The organism is Stenotrophomonas sp. 10N36, from assembly GCF_056395005.1.
Genome location: NZ_JBFTIS010000019.1, coordinates 25,482 through 44,391 on the forward strand (window position 1 = coordinate 25,482; position 18,910 = coordinate 44,391).

Annotated in this window: 20 protein-coding genes and 1 pseudogene; 8 read left to right on the plus strand and 13 right to left on the minus strand. The window is 68.8% G+C overall.

What is annotated here, in order from left to right:
• Nucleotides 1–234: 234 nt before the first annotated feature.
• On the plus strand, nt 235–1,404 hold the full coding sequence (locus tag AC1DCJ_RS16735) for a class I SAM-dependent rRNA methyltransferase (protein WP_038691557.1): 1,170 nt from the start codon (nt 235–237) through the stop codon (nt 1,402–1,404).
• A gap of 186 nt (nt 1,405–1,590) precedes the next feature.
• The gene (locus AC1DCJ_RS16740; protein WP_478071439.1) at nt 1,591–2,841 is read left to right on the plus strand and encodes a dipeptidase; all 1,251 of its coding nucleotides are present in this window, start codon (nt 1,591–1,593) and stop codon (nt 2,839–2,841) included.
• A 165-nt stretch (nt 2,842–3,006) separates the two neighbouring features.
• Here the strand turns inward: AC1DCJ_RS16740 and AC1DCJ_RS16745 are convergent, their stop codons facing one another.
• From AC1DCJ_RS16745 to AC1DCJ_RS16760, 4 genes are all read right to left on the minus strand, one after another.
• Nucleotides 3,007–4,422: an amino acid permease gene (locus AC1DCJ_RS16745; protein ID WP_038691561.1), complete on the minus strand. Its 1,416-nt coding sequence runs from the start codon at nt 4,420–4,422 to the stop codon at nt 3,007–3,009.
• A 145-nt stretch (nt 4,423–4,567) separates the two neighbouring features.
• Nucleotides 4,568–4,975 (minus strand): hypothetical protein, encoded by a 408-nt coding sequence (locus tag AC1DCJ_RS16750; protein WP_478071440.1) that lies wholly within the window; start codon nt 4,973–4,975, stop codon nt 4,568–4,570.
• 64 nt (nt 4,976–5,039) lie between these two features.
• A complete protein-coding gene (locus tag AC1DCJ_RS16755; protein WP_478071441.1) occupies nt 5,040–5,714 on the minus strand; it encodes a suppressor of fused domain protein in 675 nt (224 codons plus the stop codon).
• A 159-nt stretch (nt 5,715–5,873) separates the two neighbouring features.
• Nucleotides 5,874–6,869 (minus strand): aldo/keto reductase, encoded by a 996-nt coding sequence (locus AC1DCJ_RS16760; RefSeq protein ID WP_478071442.1) that lies wholly within the window; start codon nt 6,867–6,869, stop codon nt 5,874–5,876.
• A 120-nt stretch (nt 6,870–6,989) separates the two neighbouring features.
• On the opposite strand from AC1DCJ_RS16760, the gene AC1DCJ_RS16765 reads away from it, so the two are divergent.
• Nucleotides 6,990–7,892 (plus strand): LysR family transcriptional regulator, encoded by a 903-nt coding sequence (locus AC1DCJ_RS16765; protein ID WP_478071443.1) that lies wholly within the window; start codon nt 6,990–6,992, stop codon nt 7,890–7,892.
• Between the two features lie 11 nt (nt 7,893–7,903).
• On the opposite strand, the gene AC1DCJ_RS16770 is transcribed toward AC1DCJ_RS16765, so the two are convergent.
• The 3 genes and pseudogenes from AC1DCJ_RS16770 to AC1DCJ_RS16780 all read right to left on the minus strand — a co-directional run bounded on the left by AC1DCJ_RS16770 (nt 7,904) and on the right by AC1DCJ_RS16780 (nt 10,073).
• Nucleotides 7,904–8,272, minus strand: a complete 369-nt coding sequence (locus AC1DCJ_RS16770) for a hypothetical protein (protein ID WP_241659031.1) — start codon at nt 8,270–8,272, stop codon at nt 7,904–7,906.
• 190 nt (nt 8,273–8,462) lie between these two features.
• Nucleotides 8,463–9,089: a leucine efflux protein LeuE gene (gene leuE / locus AC1DCJ_RS16775; protein WP_038691574.1), complete on the minus strand. Its 627-nt coding sequence runs from the start codon at nt 9,087–9,089 to the stop codon at nt 8,463–8,465.
• A 13-nt stretch (nt 9,090–9,102) separates the two neighbouring features.
• Nucleotides 9,103–10,073: pseudogene (locus AC1DCJ_RS16780) on the minus strand (LysR family transcriptional regulator).
• 90 nt (nt 10,074–10,163) lie between these two features.
• Here AC1DCJ_RS16780 and AC1DCJ_RS16785 point away from each other — a divergent pair.
• The 5 genes from AC1DCJ_RS16785 (at nt 10,164) to AC1DCJ_RS16805 (ending at nt 14,612) form a co-directional block, all read left to right on the plus strand.
• Nucleotides 10,164–11,171, plus strand: a complete 1,008-nt coding sequence (locus tag AC1DCJ_RS16785; protein WP_478071444.1) for a zinc-binding alcohol dehydrogenase family protein — start codon at nt 10,164–10,166, stop codon at nt 11,169–11,171.
• 19 nt (nt 11,172–11,190) lie between these two features.
• Nucleotides 11,191–11,859: an oxygen-insensitive NAD(P)H nitroreductase gene (gene nfsB, locus AC1DCJ_RS16790; protein ID WP_478071445.1), complete on the plus strand. Its 669-nt coding sequence runs from the start codon at nt 11,191–11,193 to the stop codon at nt 11,857–11,859.
• Between the two features lie 100 nt (nt 11,860–11,959).
• Nucleotides 11,960–13,543 carry a DNA recombination protein RmuC gene (locus AC1DCJ_RS16795; protein WP_478071446.1) on the plus strand — a complete coding sequence of 528 codons (1,584 nt, stop codon included), beginning with the start codon at nt 11,960–11,962 and terminating at the stop codon, nt 13,541–13,543.
• Nucleotides 13,544–13,617: 74 nt separating this feature from the next.
• Entirely contained in the window at nt 13,618–13,995 is a 378-nt protein-coding gene (locus tag AC1DCJ_RS16800; RefSeq protein WP_038691585.1) for a hypothetical protein, read from the plus strand.
• Between the two features lie 56 nt (nt 13,996–14,051).
• Nucleotides 14,052–14,612, plus strand: a complete 561-nt coding sequence (locus tag AC1DCJ_RS16805; RefSeq protein ID WP_137191496.1) for a glutathione peroxidase — start codon at nt 14,052–14,054, stop codon at nt 14,610–14,612.
• Between the two features lie 60 nt (nt 14,613–14,672).
• Here the strand turns inward: AC1DCJ_RS16805 and AC1DCJ_RS16810 are convergent, their stop codons facing one another.
• The 6 genes from AC1DCJ_RS16810 to AC1DCJ_RS16835 all read right to left on the minus strand — a co-directional run bounded on the left by AC1DCJ_RS16810 (nt 14,673) and on the right by AC1DCJ_RS16835 (nt 18,768).
• A complete protein-coding gene (locus tag AC1DCJ_RS16810; protein WP_478071447.1) occupies nt 14,673–15,677 on the minus strand; it encodes an MlaA family lipoprotein in 1,005 nt (334 codons plus the stop codon).
• 1 nt (nt 15,678) lies between these two features.
• A complete protein-coding gene (locus AC1DCJ_RS16815) occupies nt 15,679–15,990 on the minus strand; it encodes an STAS domain-containing protein (protein ID WP_038691590.1) in 312 nt (103 codons plus the stop codon).
• Entirely contained in the window at nt 15,980–16,642 is a 663-nt protein-coding gene (locus tag AC1DCJ_RS16820; RefSeq protein ID WP_137191499.1) for an MlaC/ttg2D family ABC transporter substrate-binding protein, read from the minus strand. The genes AC1DCJ_RS16815 and AC1DCJ_RS16820 overlap by 11 nt, the downstream gene beginning before the upstream one ends.
• Nucleotides 16,639–17,166 (minus strand): outer membrane lipid asymmetry maintenance protein MlaD, encoded by a 528-nt coding sequence (gene mlaD / locus AC1DCJ_RS16825; protein WP_038691593.1) that lies wholly within the window; start codon nt 17,164–17,166, stop codon nt 16,639–16,641. Before mlaD ends, AC1DCJ_RS16820 begins: the two co-directional genes overlap by 4 nt.
• Nucleotides 17,167–17,230: 64 nt before the next feature.
• Nucleotides 17,231–17,980 (minus strand): MlaE family lipid ABC transporter permease subunit, encoded by a 750-nt coding sequence (locus AC1DCJ_RS16830; protein ID WP_128095231.1) that lies wholly within the window; start codon nt 17,978–17,980, stop codon nt 17,231–17,233.
• Nucleotides 17,980–18,768 (minus strand): ABC transporter ATP-binding protein, encoded by a 789-nt coding sequence (locus AC1DCJ_RS16835; protein WP_137191500.1) that lies wholly within the window; start codon nt 18,766–18,768, stop codon nt 17,980–17,982. Before AC1DCJ_RS16835 ends, AC1DCJ_RS16830 begins: the two co-directional genes overlap by 1 nt.
• Nucleotides 18,769–18,910 lie beyond the last annotated feature (142 nt).

Here is an 18,910-nt window from a genome sequence, read left to right on the forward strand (position 1 = left end):
GGGAGCTACTCCCCTTCTGGGGCCGATTCTGCGGGGTGCCGGGGCCGGCGTCAAATGGTTTCCATGCCCCGGTGCGGCTGAACGAAACGCCCCAACCGGTAGTGACGGCCGCTGGCCGTCAACCCCGTAGCGGCCGGGTTTACCGCGCTGACGGCCAGCGGCAGTCACTACCAGAGCGCCGGCGGTGTCGCTCCCAGCGCCGAGGGCTGCAGGCTTCCCGTTTACAATACGCCCATGAATACCCCTGCCCCCGTTGTCCGCCTCAAGAACGCCTGGCGCTCCAGCCACCCGTGGATCTTCCAGAAACTGGTCGAAAAGCCGGCCGTCCGTCCCAAACCCGGTGCCATCGTCGACGTTATCGGCGTGGACGGGGAGTGGATCGGCCGGGGCTTCTACAACGGCCATTCGCGCATCGCCGTGCGCATCCTGGAAACCGACCAGGCCGTGCCGGTGGACGCGGGCTGGTTCTCGCGCAAGATCGCCCAGGCCGTCTCGCTGCGCCGTGATGTGCTGAAGCTGGACGCGGTGTCCGACGCCTGGCGCGTGGTGCACAGCGAAGGCGACGGTCTGTCCGGCCTGGTGGTGGACCGCTACAACGACCTGGTGGTGGTGGAGTTCTTCGCCGCCGGCATGTTCCGCCACCGCGAGTGGATCTACGAAGCGCTGCGTGAGCAGTTCCCGGGCTGCCGTTTCCACAGCTTCGCCGATGAACACGTGCAGAAGCAGGAAAGCTTCGACTTCCACGGCAACACCACCACCGAAGCGTCGGTGATCACCGAGTACGGCGTGAAGTTCCGCGCCGACCCGGCCGGTGCGCACAAGACCGGCTTCTTCGCCGACCAGCGCGAGAACCGCCAGTGGCTGAGCGAGCAGGTGGACGGCAAGAGCGTGCTCGACCTGTGCTGCAACACCGGCGGCTTTGCGGTGTACGCCGCCGCGCGCGGTGCGTCGGAAGTGGTCGGCATCGATATCGATGAAGACGTGATCGCCATTGCCAAGGCCAACTCGCGCCTCAACAACGTGCGCCCGAAGTTCATCCAGTCCGACGTGTTCCCGTGGCTGCGCGATGCGGCCAACCGCGGTGAGCAGTTCGACGTGGTGATCCTGGACCCGGCCAAGATGACCCGCGACCGCGACCAGGTCATCACCGCGCTGAAGAAGTACCTGGACATGAACAAGCTGGCGCTGGGCGTGGTCAAGCCCGGTGGTCTGTTTGCCACGTTCTCTTGCACCGGCCTGGTGGCCGAGGATCAGTTCCTGGACATGCTGCGCCGTGCGGCGTTCTATTCCGGGCGCACCATCCAGATCCTGAAGGTGGCCGGCGCCGGTCCGGACCACCCGTTCATGGCCCACGTGCAGGAATCGCGCTACCTCAAGGCGGTGTTCTGCCGCGTGCTGGACTGAGCCTGGGGTACCGACCAACGGTCGGTATCTACCCGTGTCGGTATCGACCAACGGTCGATACCTACCCATGACGGTGCCGACCAACGGTCGATACCTACCCATGACGGTGCCGACCAACGGTCGGCACCTACCCAGCCGGGCGCCACAGCGCTATGGTCTGACGCTTCCCATCCAAGGTGAGGCGTCATGACGTTGCGCAGTCTGTCATTGCTGGTGTCGCTGGCGTTGTGCACGCCGCTGGCCGCCCACGCGGTCGAGTTCACCCCGCAGGAACTGGCCCGGGCCTCGGCCCTGCAGAAGACGCTGCTCGCGTTGGACAGCCACCTGGATACACCGGCCAACTTCCACCGCGCCGGCTTTGACATCCAGCAGCGGCACGACCACAACGCGCTGTCGCAGGTGGATTACCCGCGCATGGTGGAAGGGGCGCTGGATGGCGGCTTCTGGGCGATCTACACCGATCAGGGCGACCGTAGCGAAGTGGCGCATGTGCACGATCGCGACGCGGGGCTGCTGCGGCTGATGGACATCCGCGAGATGCTCGCCGCGCACCCGGACACCTTCCAGCTGGCGCTCACCGCCGCCGATGCGGCCCGGATCAAGGCCGCCGGCAAGCGCGTGGTCTACATCAGCATGGAGAACGCCAGCCCGCTGGTGGACGATCCCTCGCTGCTGAGCTTCTACCACCTGGCGGGCCTGCGCCTGCTGAGCACGGTGCATTTCGCCAACAACGAGTTCGCCGATTCGGCCACCGACAAGAAGGGCGCCGAATGGAAGGGCCTCAGCCCGGCCGGCAAGGCGCTGGTGGACGAAGCGGTGCGGCTGGGCATCGTGATCGACCAGTCACATGCCTCCGACGCGGTGTTCGACGACCTGCTCGAGCGCATGCCGGTGCCGTTCGTGCTGTCGCACAGTTCGGCCAAGGCGATCTACAACCATCCGCGCAACCTCGACGATGCACGCCTGAAGCAGCTGGCCAAGGCCGGCGGGGTGATCCAGGTCAACGCCTATGGCGGTTACCTGATCGACACCGGCAAGACCGAGGCACGCGCGCAGGCCGAGGATGCGTTGATGAAGCAGCTCGGCGGCGACTACGACGGGATGACCATCGCCCAAGGCGTGGCACTGAAGCAGGGGCTGGACGCACTCGATCAGCGCTACCCGCTGCGCAAGGCCACGCTGGACGATTTCTTCGCCCACTTCGAGCACATCCTCAAGGTGGTCGGCCCCGAGCATGCCGGGATCGGTCTGGACTGGGACGGCGGTGGCGGCCTGGCCGACCTGCCCGATGTGAGCCAGCTGCCGAAGATCACCGCGTGGCTGCTGCGCAAGGGCTACAGCGAGAAGCAGATCGCGGGCATCTGGGGCGGCAACCTGCTGCGCGTGATGGCCCAGGCGCAGGCGCATGCGGACAAGCTGGCGACGCCGAAGAAGTGACGAGACGCGAGGGGGCCGCACAGGCACGGGCCAACAGCAGCCGGGCAGAGCCCGGCTCTACGGGAGCGTGGCCGACAGCGCGTAGAGCCGGGCTCTGCCCGGCTCCCCACCGCCGCCGCGTGCCACGCCCGGTAGGTGCCGACCGTTGGTCGGCACGCCCCCGGATCAGGCCTTGTTGATCACCGCGTTACGCCGCCCATAGGCGAAGTAGGCGATCAGGCCGACCACGTTCCACGCCAGGAAATACAGCTGGGTCTTGCTGGGCAGGCTGAAGAACAGGTACACGCAGCCGATCACCGCCAGCGGGCCGACGATGAAGGCCAGCGGGGTGCGGAACTTGCGCACGCGGCCCGGTTCGCGCACGCGCAGCACTACCAGGCACAGGCCCACCGCGGTGAACGCGGCCAGCGTGCCGGCATTGGCCAGCGCGGCGATTTCATCCAGGCGGGCCACACCGGCCAGCGCGGCGACCAGCACCGCGGTGAACAACGTGGTGGCAATGGGCGTGCCGGTACGCGCGCTGACCTTGGACAGCCCACGCGGCAGCAGGCCATCGCGCGACATGACGAAGAAGATGCGGCTCTGCCCGTACAGGAAGGCCAGCAGCACGGTCGGCAGGGCGATCACCGCAGCCGCACCAATCCACTTGGCCGCGCCCGGGCTGCCCAGCTCGCGCAGGATCAGCGCCAGCGGCTCGGCGCTCTGGCCGAAGATGGTGTAGCTCATCGCGCCCACGGCGGCCAGCGCCACCAGCACGTAGATGATGGTGCAGCCCACCATCGACCCGATGATGCCGATGGCCAGGTCACGGTCGGGCTTCTTGGTTTCCTCGGCCGCGGTGGAGATCGCATCGAAGCCGTAGAAGGCGAAGAAAATGATCGCCGCCGCCGCCATCACGCCCTGCTCGACACCGCCGACACCCACCGACTTGGCGAAGCCGAACGGCATGAACGGGTCCATGTGCGCGGTATCGAAGTGCGGCAGCGCGATGGCCACGAACAGGGTCAGCGCGATGATCTTGACCACCACCAGGATGGCGTTGAGCGTGGCGCTTTCCTTGGTGCCGGCCATCAGCATGCCGGCCACCACGAAGGTGATCAGCACCGCGGGCAGGTTGATGAAGCCACCGGCCACGTGCGGGCCGGCGGTGAGCGCCAGCGGCAGGTCGATGCCCCAGCCATGCAGGAAGCCCACGGCATAGCCGGACCACCCGACCGCCACCGTACTCACCACCAGGGAGTACTCCAGGATCAGACTCCAGCCCACCACCCAGGCGATCATCTCGCCCAGCGCGGCGTAGCTGTAGGTGTAGGCACTGCCGGCGGCCGGCATCATCGTGGCCAGTTCGGCGTAGGACAGCGCCGCGCAGGCGCAGACCGCACCGGCGATGGCAAAGGAGATCAGCACGGCCGGGCCGGCCAGGTTGGCGCCCACGCCGATCAGGGTGTAGATGCCGGTGCCGACGATGGCGCCGATGCCCAGTGCGATCAGGTGCGGCCAGCTCAGGGTCGGGACCAGTCGCCTGCCGGCTTCATGGACGGTGACTTGGTCTAGGGACTTGCGCCGGAGCAACGATGACATGGGACCTCGCGGTAAATGACGGCTACTGACTAGTCTGCGAGTTTTACCCAATGCGGTGCAGCATTACTACTGCCGGGCGTCACAGGAAGGCGTAAGTAAATCCTGAGTGCCGGTGACTGACGAAAACAGCACAAAAGCGCCGGCGTCAGTCCCAGCGGCAGCCGGTATCGGTCAGGGCGCCGATGTCCTCGCTGAAGGCGGTCTGCCGCCCGGTGCGGGCGTTGGTGTAGTCGAACCCGTAGATGCGCGCGCCCTGGGTGGAGATCGCGTAGCGGCCGATCACCTTGCCGTCCAGGTGCTCCTCCCACACCGTATCGAACTGCCACGGGCGGCCCTCGGCCATCTCGGTGCTGTCCTGGCCCAGCAGGGTCAGGCGCAGCCAGGCGGTCTTGCCGGCATACCGGACGAAGCTGGTGCGGTGTCCCTCGGCCGGCAGTTTCCAGGACAGGTGGATCTGTCCCTGGCTGCCGCCGCTCAGGCAGCGGATCTCATCGGCGTGGGCCACGGCTGGGGCGAACAGCACCAGCAGGGGAAGCAGGGCAGACCAGCGCATCGGCGTTCCTAGATGTCGGGTGCAGGGGACAGGCGGCGGCCCCGCCCGCGGGGCCGCCGTTGGATCAGGCCGGCGGCTGCAGCGGAATGCTGCCGCGGCGCGCGTCCACCACCGGTGCGGCGTGGTGGGCCTGGAGCTGTTCAACCACGGTCTCGAAGTCGTGCTGCTGGCCGAAGGCATGTTCGTCCAGGGTCAGTGGGAGCATCTGCAGAAAGCGGAACTGCCCGCTGACCAGGCTCTGGATGTCGCCCAGGTGCTCGGCCGCAACGAACACCAGCGCCTGCAGCTGGCTGTCGGCGTTGTCGATCGGGGCGCCGATGCGCATACGGTCCCACAGGTCCAGCGGCGCGTGGTTGCCCATGCGGCCGGCGGCCAGCAGCAGCTGGTAGGCGCAGAACCGCTGCACCAGGGTCAGTGCCCACGGCGCGCGTTCGGTGGTCTGCAGCAGGAATTCCATGCCCAGGCCGGACACGCTGTCCGGGTCGGCCTCGGTGTCATCCCAGGGATTGGACAGCCCGGAGCTCACATAGGCCCAACCGGGCCGGTCCGGCGTGGGCGGGCACTCGAACACGCCGATGGTGAGCCAGCGCGGGTCCACGCTGTCCTGGCCGAACACGGTGGAGAACACCGCCGCGTCGAGCGGGTACAGGCCGGGGCCCAGGGCGCCCAGCAGGCGGGGATACAGGGATTCTTCGCGCTCTGCCCAGGCACGGGCCAGCAGGTCATCGGGGTGGGACATCCGTTTACTCACAGGCGATGGCCCACCATTGTGGCCCATCGCCTGTTCGTACCGACCAACGGTCGGTACCTACCGGCGGGGATCCGCACCCGGCTTGTTCGTACCGACCGGGGTAGGGCGGAACCCGGTAGGTCACGACCGTTGGTCGTGACCGCTCCCTCACCGGTCCAGCGTGGCCATCGCCGCATCGGCGTAGCGCTGCCCCGCCACGGCATCGGCCGGGAAGATCGCGTCGATGCGGGCCAGCTCGTCCGGGCTCAGCTGCACCTGCAGCGCGCCCAGGTTCTCTTCCAGAAAGGCGAGGCGCTTGGTGCCGGGGATCGGCACCAGGTCGTCGCCCTGTGCCAGCACCCAGGCCAGCGCCAGTTGTCCGGGCGTGATGCCCTTGGCCTGGGCCATCGCAGTGACCGCATCGACCAGAGCCAGGTTGCGGGCGAAGTTGTCGCCCTGGAAGCGCGGCGACTGCCGGCGGTAGTCATCGGCGTCGAAGTCGTCCGGGCGGCGGATGGCGCCGGTCAGGAAGCCGCGGCCGAGCGGCGAGTAGGGCACGAAGCCGATGCCCAGATCGCGCACGGTGTCGAGCACGCCATTGGACTGCGGGTCGCGCGACCACAGCGAGAACTCGGTCTGCACGGCGGTGATCGGGTGCACCGCGTGCGCGCGCCGGATGGTGGCCGCCGACGCTTCGGACAGGCCCAGGAAGCGCACCTTGCCCTGTTCGACCAGACGCGCCATCGCGCCCACCGTGTCTTCGATCGGCACGCGGGTATCCACGCGGTGCTGGTAGTACAGGTCGATGTGGTCCACGCCGAGCCGCTGCAGGCTGGCCTCGCAGGCGGCGATCACGTACTCCGGGCGGCCGTCCACGCTGCGTGCGGCGCTGTCGCTGGGCTCCTGTTTGATCCCGAACTTGGTGGCCAGGAACACCTGGTCGCGGCGGTCGGCGATGGCCTTGCCGACCAGCACTTCATTGGTGTGCGGGCCGTACATGTCGGCGGTATCGAGCAGGGTGACACCCAGCGCCAGCGCGCGATGGATGACGGCGGTGGCCTCGGCATCGCTGCCGCGACCGCCGTAGAAGGCGCTCATGCCCATGCAGCCCAGGCCGAGCGCGGAAACGGTGGGGCCGTGGTGGCCAAGGGTACGGGTCTGCATGGAAGGCTCCGGAAGCGGGGAAGGGGCGGCGCGGTCGAGCGCCGGTGCCCACAGCATCCTCCGCTGCACCATGTGGATAAACTGGCGTTCGCCACATCGACCTTGAAGGCAGGCTTCACAATGCAGTCCCAGCCCCCGTTGTCTGCCGTGGTCGCCTTCGCCCGCGTGGCCGAGCGCGCCAGCTTCACCCGCGCCGCCGATGATCTGGGCGTCTCGCCGTCGGCGCTGTCACAGACCGTACGCGCGCTGGAGGCCAGCCTCGGCGTGCGCCTGCTGCACCGGACCACGCGCCGCGTAGGCCTGACCGAACACGGCGCGCGCTTCCTGTCGCGTGTGAGCGAAGGCCTGGCCCAGATCGAGGCCGCGTTCGTGGACCTGGACAGCGTGCGTGCGGTACCGGCCGGCAAACTGCGCATCAACGTGCCGCGCGTGGCCGCCGAGCTGCTGGTGCTGCCGCACCTGCCCAGCTTCCTGGGGCGGTATCCCCAGGTGGAGGTGGAACTGTTCGTGGAGCCGGGGCTGGCCGATCTGGTCGCCGGTGGCTTCGACGCCGGCATCCGGCTGGGCGAATCGCTGGCGCGCGACATGATCGCCGTGCCGATCGGCCCGCTGGAGCGGCAGGTGGTGGTGGCCACGCCCGCCTACTTCGCGCGCCACGGCGAACCGCAGACGCCGGCCGCGTTGGTCGACCACGCGTGCATCGTGCACCGGCTCAGCACCGGCCGGTTGATGCCGTGGGAGTTCAGCCGCGACGGCCGTGATTTCGACGTGGCGGTGAGCGGGCCGCTGGTGTTCAACGACACCGGCCTGATCCACGCGGCGGTGCGCGCCGGGTTGGGCATGGGCCAGGCCTTCGAGGCCGTGGTGGCCCCCGACGTCGCCGCCGGGCGCCTGCGCTGCGTGCTGCAGGACTGGCAGCAGCCGTTCGCCGGGTTTCACCTGTACTACCCGGCGCGCGAGCAGATGGCGCCTAAGCTGCGGGTGTTCATCGACCACCTGCGGGAGGCGTTGGACGCGCGCTGAGGCGGTGCGCGTCAGCCGGCGAGAAGGTCGGGCCGGTCGTCCACCAGCGTGCGTAGCCACAGCGCATCGCCCGGCAACCCGTGGGGAAACACCACCCGGTCGTCGCAGGGGAAGCGCTTGCAGCGCAACACGCCGTGCGCGTCGAATACCCGCCAGCCCTGCGCGGCCTCTTCGGCCTCGCGGATGCGCCGACGCAATGCCAGGTCCAGGCTGGCCTGGCAGTCGAACCGACACGCGCGCAGGTCGATGCGATCCAGCGGCTGCAGCCCGGCGACGATGCGGCTGACGGCCGGGTGGGCCAGGTCGACACGGCCGGTGGCCATGCCGAGCAGGCGCTCGCGGTGACCGGCAAGGTGGTGGACGAAATACACGGGCGGCATCGGTTCCTCGCGTGGGGCGCGCGGTCGCGGTGGACGGCGACCGTTGGGCGATGGGGCCGATTGGACACCGCACGGGCGTCGCGGGGAATCTCAAGTTGCTTATCGAAAGCACGCGTTCCGATGCCGTTGTCTATTTGCCGCGCGGCACCAATGCCCGCCCGATCGCCGCATCGGCCCGCAGGGCGGGGCGTCAGCCGCTGACGCCGAGCCGCACGCCAAATCCGATCAGGAAAACACCCGCTACGCGCTTCAGTAGAAGTCCTACACGAGGATGCTGAAGAATCCTACGCCGCAACAGGTTGCCCACCCCGATCAGCACCGAGCAATACGCCAACCCCATGACGAAGATGATCACCGCCATGGTCGCGAACGTGACCACGCCCTGGTGGCGGGCCGGATCGATGAACAACGGCAGGAAGGCCATGTAGAAGATGATCGCCTTCGGGTTGAGCAGGTTGATCAGCACCGCCTGGCGGAAGTAGTGGCCGGGCTGCAGGCGGATGCCGCCTTCTTCGCCCCCGCCGCGCGGCCGCCGCAGCAGGCTGATGCCAACCCACACCAGATACGCCGCGCCCAGGTACTGCACGGCGTGGAACACCAGCGGGTTGGCCTTGAGCAGCGCGGCCACGCCGGCCACCGCCAGCCACATCAGGATCTGGTCGCCCAGCAGCAGCCCGAACAGCGCCGTGTAGCCGCCGCGTACGCCGCCGCGGCCGGTGGCGGTAAGCAGGGTGAACGTGCCCGGGCCGGGCAGGGCCAGGAACACCAGCACGGCGGCAACGAAGGTCCACAGGTCCTGGATGCCCATCCACGGCATGGCGGCGACTCGACTACGGGGGAGCGCCATTGTCCGGCACCGCCCCGCATCCCGATAGCGTCAGCCGGCCGCGTGTGGCAGATCCTTCAGCAGCGGTTGCAGGCGCTGCTCGAACATCGCGTGCAGCTGGCGGATGGCCGGGGAGAACTGCTTGCGGTGCGGGCACACCAGGTTCAACGGCAGGCTGTCGCCGGCCCCGCCCAGCAGCACCTGCAGGCGCCCGGCCTGCACGTCGGCGCACACATCCAGCCATGACTTGAACACGATGCCTTCGCCGGCCACGGCCCAGCGCCGCACCACGTCGGCATCGTCGCAGACCATGTTGCCGCGTACCGGCACCACCACCCGGCGCCCGTCCACCTCGAAGTTCCAGCGGTCGTAGGCGCGCCCGGCCAGCTGGTACAGCAGGCAGTGGTGGTCCTTGAGCGCCTCCAGGCTGTCGGGCGTGCCATGCCGGGCCAGGTAGTCCGGCGCCGCCGCCAGCACGCGGCGGTTGCCCGGCAGCAGCGGCAGCGCGACATAGCTGGCGTTGTCGAACCGGCCCAGGCGGAAGGCGATGTCGACCGGATCGCGGAACACGTCGGCCACCTGGTCGGACAGGTGCAGGCGCAGCTGCAGCTTCGGGTGCGCGCGGCGGAACTCGCTCAGCCACGGCAGTAGCACGTTGCGGCCCAGGTCCGACGGCGCGGCCACCTGCAGCACCCCGCGCAGTTCGGCGTCCTCGCCGCGTACCCGCGCCTGGCCCTCGCTCAGGGCGGCCAGCACTTCCTGTGCGTAGGGCAGGTACAGCGCGCCTTCGGCGGTCAGGCGCAGGCTGCGGGTGGAGCGCACGAACAGGCGCAGGTCCAGCTCGCGCTCCAGCCGGGCCACCGCCGCGGCCACCTGCCCGGGCAGCAGGTCGGCTTCGCGCGCGGCATTGGAAAAGCTGCCCAGCGCGGCGGTACGCACGAACAGGCCGAGATCGTCGACGCGGACCATTTTCATTCTCACAGTGAAAGTGCTGCCCGATTCTGCGCCTTTCCGGCGCGCGGCGCGAAGCGCAGGCTGTGCGTCTTCCCGAACGGATCTGCCCCGATGAAAGCTGTTGCCTATACCGAACATGGCCTGCCGATCAGCGACCCGCGCGCGCTGCAGGACGTCACCCTGCCGATCCCGCAGCCCGGCCCGCGCGACCTGCGCGTGGCGGTCCGTGCGATCTCGGTCAACCCGGTGGACACCAAGGTGCGCAACGGCGTGGCCGTGACCGAGCCGCGGGTGCTGGGCTGGGATGCGGTGGGTATCGTCGATGCCGTGGGTGATGAGGTGACCCTGTTCCAGCCGGGCGACGCGGTCTTCTATGCCGGCGCCATCGGTCGCCCGGGTAGCAACGCCGAGTACCAGCTGGTGGACGAGCGCATCGTCGGGCACAAGCCCGCCAGCCTGGATGACGCCGCTGCGGCCGCCCTGCCGCTGACCGCGATCACCGCCTGGGAACTGCTGTTCGACCGCCTGCGCATCGCCGAGGGCGGCGGTGAGGGCCAGACCCTGCTGGTGGTGGGCGCGGCCGGTGGCGTGGGCTCGATCCTGGTCCAGCTGGCCCGCCAGCTGACCCGACTGACGGTGATCGGCACCGCCTCGCGCCCGGACACCCAGGACTGGGTGTATGGCCTGGGCGCGCACCATGTGATCGACCATTCGCAGCCGCTCACCGACGGCCTGCAGCGGCTGGGCATCGCCGAGGTCAGCCACGTGGCCAGCCTGACCCACACCGACCAGCACTACGACCAGATCGTGGCCGCGCTCGCTCCGCAGGGCCACCTGGCCCTGATCGACGACCCTGGCCAGCTCGACGTGATGGCGCTCAAGCGCAAGAGCCTGTCGCTGCACTGGGAGTCGATGTTCACCCGCTCCAGCTTCAACACGCCGGACCTGCAGCGCCAGCACGACCTGCTGCAACGGGTCGCCGCGCTGGTCGACGCCGGCGTGCTGCGCACCACCCTGGGCGAGCACTACGGCCGCATCAACGCCGCCAATCTGCGCCAGGCACACGCCCTGATCGAGAGCCACCGCGCGCGCGGCAAGCTGGTCCTCGAAGGCTTCTGAACTCTCTACTGACCCTGCAATGGACGCTGTTCCCATGACCCTCGCACCGGTGGCCCTGCGCCGCCACACCACCAAGGCCTACGACCCCACCCGCACCCTGCCGCCGGCCGTGCTGGAGGACCTGCTCAACGTGCTGCACAACGCCCCGTCGTCGGTGAACTCGCAGCCATGGCACTTCCTGGTGGCCGGCACTCCCGAGGCACGGGCGCGCATCGCCCGCGCCACGCAGCCCCACCAGCCCTACAACACGGCCAAGATCACCGACGCCTCGCATGTGATCGTGTTCGCCACCCGCACCGGTATCGATGACGCGTACCTGGCCCAGGTGATCGACCAGGAAACCGCCGACGGCCGCTATCCCACCCCCGAAGCGCGCGAGGGCCAGCGCGGCGCGCTGCACCACTACGTGGACCTGCACCGCCACACCCTGGGCGACGTGCAGCACTGGATGCAGAAGCAGACCTACCTGGCCGTGGGCACGCTGCTGCTGGCGGCGGGCGTGCACGGCATCGACGCCACCCCCATGGAAGGCTTCGACGCCGAGGTACTGGACGCCGAACTGGGCCTGCGCGCACGCGGCTTCACCAGCGTGGTGCTGGTGGCGCTGGGCTACGGCAGCGCGGCCAACTTCAATGCCGGCCTGCCCAAGTCGCGGCTGCCCCGCGAGCAGGTGTTCACCCAGCTGTAGTCGACGCACCCTGGCGTTCGCGCGCTGACCGCACGCAACGGTCAGCGCCGAACGCGCGCAGGCGCAGCCAATGAGACCGGCTCAGCCTACACTTGCGCGCATGCAAACCGAATTCCTGATCCTTGGCGGCCTTGTCTGCGTCGTCCTCGTCCTGCAGCTGCTGGTCCTGCTGCGGCGTTCCCAGCACGGCGGGCTTGAACAGGCCCTGCGCGACGAAGCGCGGGTGGGCCGCGGCGAACTGCGTGAGCAACTCGAAGGGCTCGGCCGGCAGCAGGACGCGCGGCTGGAATCCTTCGCGCGCGCGCTGACCGACCTGTCCACCCGCACCGACCAGCGCCTGGATCTGCTGCGCGATGCGCTGGGCGAAGATGCGCGCAAGGCGCGCGAAGAGAGCGCGCTGGCCCAGCAGCGCACCGGCGAACTGCTGGCCCAGCGCCTGCACGACATGCGCGCGCAGCTGGACGTGTTCGGCCAGCAGCAGCAGGCCCGCATCGAGGCCTTCGGCCAGCAGCTGCTGGAACTGACCACGCGCACCGACAGCCATATGGTCGCGCTGCGCCAGGCCCTGGGCGAGGACGCCCGCAAGGGTCGCGAGGAAACCGCGCAGTCGCAGCAGCGCCTCGCCGAATCGCTGGGCCTGCGCCTGCAGGAGATGACCCAGCGCAACGAAGCCCGCATCGGCGAGATGCGCGCCACGCTGGAGCAGCAGCTCAAGAGCCTGCAGACCGACAACGCCGAAAAGCTCGACCAGATGCGCGTCACCGTGGACGAGAAGCTGCAGACCACGCTGGAAGCGCGCCTGGGCGCCTCGTTCCAGCTGGTCTCCGACCGCCTGGAGCAGGTCCAGCGCGGGCTCGGCGAAATGCAGCAGCTGGCCACCGGCGTGGGCGACCTCAAGCGCGTACTGACCAACGTCAAGAACCGCGGCAGCTGGGGCGAAGTGCAGCTGGACAACATCCTGGAGCAGACCCTGACCCAGGAGCAGTACGCACGCGGGGTGAAGGTGCGTCCGGACAGTGGGGAAATGGTCGACATCGCCGTGCGTCTGCCGGGCCGTGGCCACGAGGACACGCCGGTGTGGCTGCCGATCGATTCCAAGTTCCCGCGCGAAGATTACGAGCGCCTGCTCGATGCGCAGGAACAGGGCGACGCCGACGGCGTGCGCGTGCAGGGCGCGCAGCTGGAGCGCGCCATCCGCATCCAGGCCAAGTCGATCTGCGACAAGTACATCGTGCCGCCGCACACCACCGATTTCGCGGTGATGTTCCTGCCCACCGAGGGCCTGTACGCCGAAGTGATCCGCCGCCCCGGCCTGGTCGACCTGCTGCAGCGCGAGCATCGCGTGGTGGTGGCCGGGCCGACCACCGTCACCGCGTTGCTCAACAGCCTGCAGATGGGCTTCCGCACGCTGGCCATCGAGCAGCGTTCCAGCGAGGTGTGGAGCCTGCTGGGCGCGGTCAAGAGCGAGTTCGGCAAGTTCGCCGGCATCCTGGAAAAGGCCGAGAAGCAGATCAGCACGGTCGGCCGCAGCCTGGGCGAGGCCAGCCGCAAGACCCGCACCATCGAGCGCCGCCTGCGCGGCGTGGAGTCGCTCACCGCCGAGCAAAGCCAGGACCTGCTGGAAGACACCACCGGCGAAGACGACGACAGCGGCATGGACGAGAGCAGCGGCGCGCAGGACTGACACCTGGCGTACATGCACTGCATGCACGTGATCGCGCATGCTGTGCACCTGTCGATCGTTCAAGGAATATCCGCATGCGCCTGACCGTGTTGTTGTCCCTGCTGCTGGCCGTGGCCGGTTGCGCCAGTACCACCCCGCCGGGTGCCCCCGTACCTGCCGACGGCGCCACTGCCGCCACTCCGGCAACCCTGGACGCGGCCGCGTGCCGGCAGGCCGGTGGCGCGCTCACGCCGCTGGGCCGACTGCAACGCGTGCAGTGCGTGGTGCCCTACGCCGATGCCGGCAAGGCCTGCAGCGCCAAGGCCGACTGCACCGGCCAGTGCCTGGCGCAGGGCGAGGTGGCCCCGGGTGCCAAGGCCCAAGGCCTCTGTCAGGTCGACATCAGCCAGAACTTCGGCTGCCGCCAGCGCATCGACGGTGGCGTGGCATTGGGCACGATCTGCGTTGATTGATGCTTTCCCGCCATGGGCCCGCCCGTGGCGTCCCTGTCCCAACCCAAGGAACTGTAGTGAGCCAGACTGTCTACGACATCCCCGTCACCACCATCGAAGGCCAGCCGTCGTCGCTGGCCGACTACCGCGGCAAGGTGCTGCTGGTGGTCAATGTGGCCTCCAAGTGTGGGCTGACCACGCAGTACGAAGGCCTGCAGCAGCTGTATGCGGCCAAGCACGAGGCCGGCCTGGAAGTGCTGGGTTTCCCGGCCAACAACTTCCTGGGCCAGGAGCCGGGCAGCGAGTCGGAGATCCAGCAGTTCTGCCAGCTGGAGTACAACGTGGCCTTCCCGCTGTTCGCGAAGATCAGCGTGGCCGGCGACGACGTGCACCCGCTGTACCGCGCGCTGACCGATGCACAGCCGGCCGCCACCGGTGAAGGCCCGATGCGCGAGAAGCTGGAAGGCCTGGTCACCAAGTATCCCGATCTGGTGGTCAACCCGGCGCCGGGCGTGCTGTGGAACTTCGAGAAGTTCCTGATCGGTCGCGATGGCCAGGTCATCGCGCGCTTCGCACCGGACGTGGCCGTCGACGACGCCCGCCTGGTGGCCGCGATCGACGCCGCACTGGCCGTCTGAGCCACGGCGGGGCGCTTGCCCAAGAAAAAACCCCGCCTTGGCGGGGTTTTTTTTGTCCGGTCAGTTGCCCCAGTTGGGCATCGGCATCGCATCGACCGGGATCGGGGCGGTGTCGTCGGCGTCCTTGCCACGGGCATGCTTGCCGCGCAGGTCGTTCTCGATCTGGTAGTTGCGGCGCTGCAGCCACGCATCGCGCACCAGGGTGTATTCGTCCACGGCGTTGGCACGCATGTCGTCGATGGCCAGCAGCTGCGAACGCATGTCCACCAGCTGCAGGCCCTGCAGGCCGATGCGCACCTTGTCTTCCTCGATGGTGCGGATCGGCGAGAGCGGCATGTCGCCGGCCAGGCCGAACACGTCGCGCACGGTACGCGGGCCGAAGAACGGCAGTTCCACGTAGCGCGAACGGCGCCAGCCCCAGGCACCCAGGGTCTGGCCGAAATCTTCCTTGCGGCTGGGCACCAGCGCCTTGCTGGCCGGGTCGAACAGCCCACCTATGCCCAGCGTGGAGTTCATCAGGAACCGGCCCAGGCTGTCCCAGGCATCGTCCGGACGGCCCTGCAGCAGCTGGTTGGTGATGGTCACCGGGGCGCGCAGGTTGTTGAAGAAGTTGCTGACGCCGGTCCGCGCGAAGCGCGGCACCACGTGGGTGTAGGCGGTGGCCAGCGGCCGTGCGATGGCGCGGTCGACCACGTTGTTGAAGCTGTGCACGCGGCGGTTGAACGGTTCCCACGGGTCGTAGATGGCCCGCTCCGGTTCCACCCCGTCCGCCGTGGGTGCCGGGCCGCCGTACAACGCGGCGAAGTCGTCTTCGGCATTGGTCGGCGCAGCGTCACCGCTGGCCGGCGGCGTGCCGGCATCGGTGGGCGCCGCGACCTCGGCAACGGGGGCCGGGACGTCGGTGCTGGCGCTGTCGGTTGCGGCAACCGCGGTGTCGGTCGTGGCCGCAGCAGGGCTGCTGTCCACGGCAACACTGGCCGGTGCACTGTCGCGTGCGGGCTTGCCGGCACAGGCGGTCAGCGCCAGTGCCAACACGAGAAGGGGGAGGGTGCGTATGACGTTCATGTCAGCTCGCCGCAGAAAGGGCATGGAAATCCAGGGTCGGTGCGAGCCGGTAGGCGGCACTGAGTTCGTTGTAACCGGTGGGGCTGCCGATGATCTCCGCGGTGCCGCCGGCCGCGCGCGCACGCGCCGCCAGTTCGGCCAGCAGCGCCAGGCCGGCGCTGTCCACCCGCGTCACCGCCGTGAGGTCGAGCTGGCGCACGCCCTCGGGCGATGACAGCGACGGCCACAGGGCGGTCGCCGCCGCGCGGTCGAGCACGCCGCTGAAGACCAGCGCCGTGCCGTTGCGCTGCACGCTGGCCGTGTTACTTGCCACGGGGCGCCTGACCGGCCTGCATGGTGCCGTTGCGCAGTTCGGTGGCCACCTGCTGGATCGACTTCTGGCGCAGCGGCGCATCGAACTGGGTCTTGAAGGTCTGCACGTAGGAGATGCCTTCGATCATCACGTCGAAGATCTTCCACTGGCCGTTGACGTTGCGCATCAGGTAGTCGACCGGGGTCGGCTCGTTGCCGGCGCGCATCAGTTCGGTGGACACGCGCACGCCGCGGTTGCCCGGCAGCGGCGACTGGCCCTTCAGGCGGAAGGTCGGCTTGCCCTGGATTTCCAGCAGCGCCGCACCGTAGCGCTGCATCAGGTTGTCGGCCATGGCATCGGCGAACAGCTTGACGTCGGCGTCGGAGGCGCCACGGCCGTGCACGCCCAGCACCAAGCGGGCGGCGTAGTCACGGTCGAAGGTCTTGTTGAGCTCGCTGTTGATGAAGCTGCGCAGCACCGTCGGGTTGGCGCGGAACTCGCTGCGACGCTGCTGCAGCGTGGACAGGATGCGCGTGCTGGCGTCGAGCACGGCCTGGCCGGCCTCGTTCTGCCCGGCGGCGGCGGGCGCCGGGGCGGCCTGGGCGAAGCTGAGCGACGGGGTGCTGGCGAGCAGGACCGAGGTGAGCAGGGCGGGGATCAGTTTGAAGGTCATTTCTGCGGTTCCGTTGCAGGCGCTTCAGCGCCGTGGGCGTCCTGGGACTCAGTGCCACCGGCGTTGGCCGGGCCACTGAACATGTATTTGCCAACCAACTGCAGCAGGTCTACCGCCGGCTGGGTGAAGGCGATCTCATCGCCGGACTTGAGCACGTCCGGATCACCGCCCGGCTGCAGTCCGATATAGCTCTCGCCGAGCAAACCGCTGGTGAATATGCCCGCCGAGGTGTCGGCCGGCAGATCCTTGAACTTCGGGTCCAGCTTCAGGGTGACGATGGAGTCGAACTTGAGCGGGTCCAGCTCGATGGCGCCGACCTGGCCGACGGTCACGCCGCCAATCTTGACCGGGGCCTGCTTGCGCAGCTGCCCGATCTGGGTGAAGCGCGCCTTCAGTTCGTAGCCGTCGCTGCCGAAGCCCCAGCGTTGGTTGGTGGAGGCGACGGCCAGCACCAGCAGCGAGGCCAGCGCCAGCAGCAGGAATGCGCCGACGGAAAATTCGAGTCTGGGACCGCGGATGGCCATGGTTGTCTCACTGTTCGTTTGTCAGGTGCCCAGGCGTACCCGGGCGGGTTTCATGGATCGGTGTTCAGCGGAACATCATTGCCGACAGCACGAAGTTGAACATCAGTACCAGCAGCGAGGCGTTGACCACCGCGCGGGTAGTCGCCACCGAGGTGCCTTCGATGGTGGGTTCGGCGTGGAAACCCACGTAGGACGCCACCAGCGCGGCGGTACCGCCGAAGATCGCCGACTTCAGCATTGCCACGCCGAAGTCGTCCCAGAAGTCCACGCTGTTGCTCAGCGCCGACCAGAACACCCCGTTGTCCAGGCCCAGTACGTGGACCGCTTCGAAGTAGCTGGCGCTGATGGCCAGCGAGCAGAAGATGCCGGTGAGCAGGGGCACGGTGAGCACCGCCGCCCAGAAGCGCGGGGCCACCACCTTGGCGATCGGGTCGATGGCCATCAGCTCCAGCGCCTTGATCTGGTCGGTGGCGCGCATCAGGCCCAGTTCGGCGGCGATCGAGCTGCCGGCGCGGCCGATGAACAGCAGCGCGGTCAGCACCGGCGCCAGCTCGCGGTACAGCGACAGCCCCAGCAGCGTGGACAGCGCATCGGCGGCGCCGAAGGTGGTCAGCGTGCGGTAGCCCTGCAGGGTCAGCACCAGGCCGACGAAGGCACCGCCCACGGCGATGATCGGCAGCGAGCGGGCGCCTACCTTGTAGATCTCGCGGGTGAGCTCGGCCAGGAAGTCGGCGGTGGGCAGCGAGCCGCGCAGCACCGTCAGCGAGAACAGGCCGGCGCGGCCCAGCGAGCGGGTGGCGTCAACAAACGGCATCAGGCAACCCTCGCGCGCGGCGCGGCATCGAACGGAATCGGGCCATCCGGCTGGCCGTGCAGGAACTGGCGCAGCAGCGGGTCCTGGCTGGCGTCCAGGTCGGCCGGGCTGCCCTGGAACACCACGCCGCCATTGGCGATCGCGATCACCTGGTCGCAGATCGGCAGGGTCTCGTGCACATGGTGGCTGACGATGATGCTGGTCAGGCCCAGGCTGTGGTTGAGGCGCTGGATCAGGCTCATGATCACGCCCGAGGCGATCGGGTCCAGCCCGGTCAGCGGCTCGTCGTAGATCATCAGCGGCGGGTCCAGGGCCAGCGCGCGGGCCAGCGCCACGCGCCGGGCCATGCCGCCGGACAGCTCGCGCGGCCAGGCATCGGCGGCGGCCAGCAGGCCCACCGCGTGCAGCTTCATGTCCACCAGGCGGCGCAGCACCGGGGCCGGCAGGCGGGTGTGGGTGCGCAGCGGCAGGGCGACGTTCTCGGCGACGGTCAGGTCGGTGAGCAGGCCATTGCCCTGCAGCAGCACGCCCACGCTGCGGCGCATCTCGCGCAGCGCACTGCTGCGCTCGGGGATCGGCTGGCCGAACAGGGTGATCGTGCCGGCCACCGGGCGCAGTTCGCCGGTCAGCGCCGCCAGCAGGGTGGACTTGCCGCTGCCCGACGGGCCCAGCACGGCGGTGATGCTGCCGCGCGGCACCTGCAGCGAAACGTCGCGCAGGATGCTGCGACCGCCGCGATCGATACGCACGTTGGACAACTGCACCAGTGGGTCTTCGGAAGCCGTCATGGACGCCATTAACAAAATTCCAACGTTGTAAGATCGTGGTGAACGGCTGAACATAACCGAACTGGACCGTGCAGTATTGTCGCACGACCCTGCCGCCCGGCCTGCGACACGGCTCGCAACACACCGTGCCGGTACGCGGCAC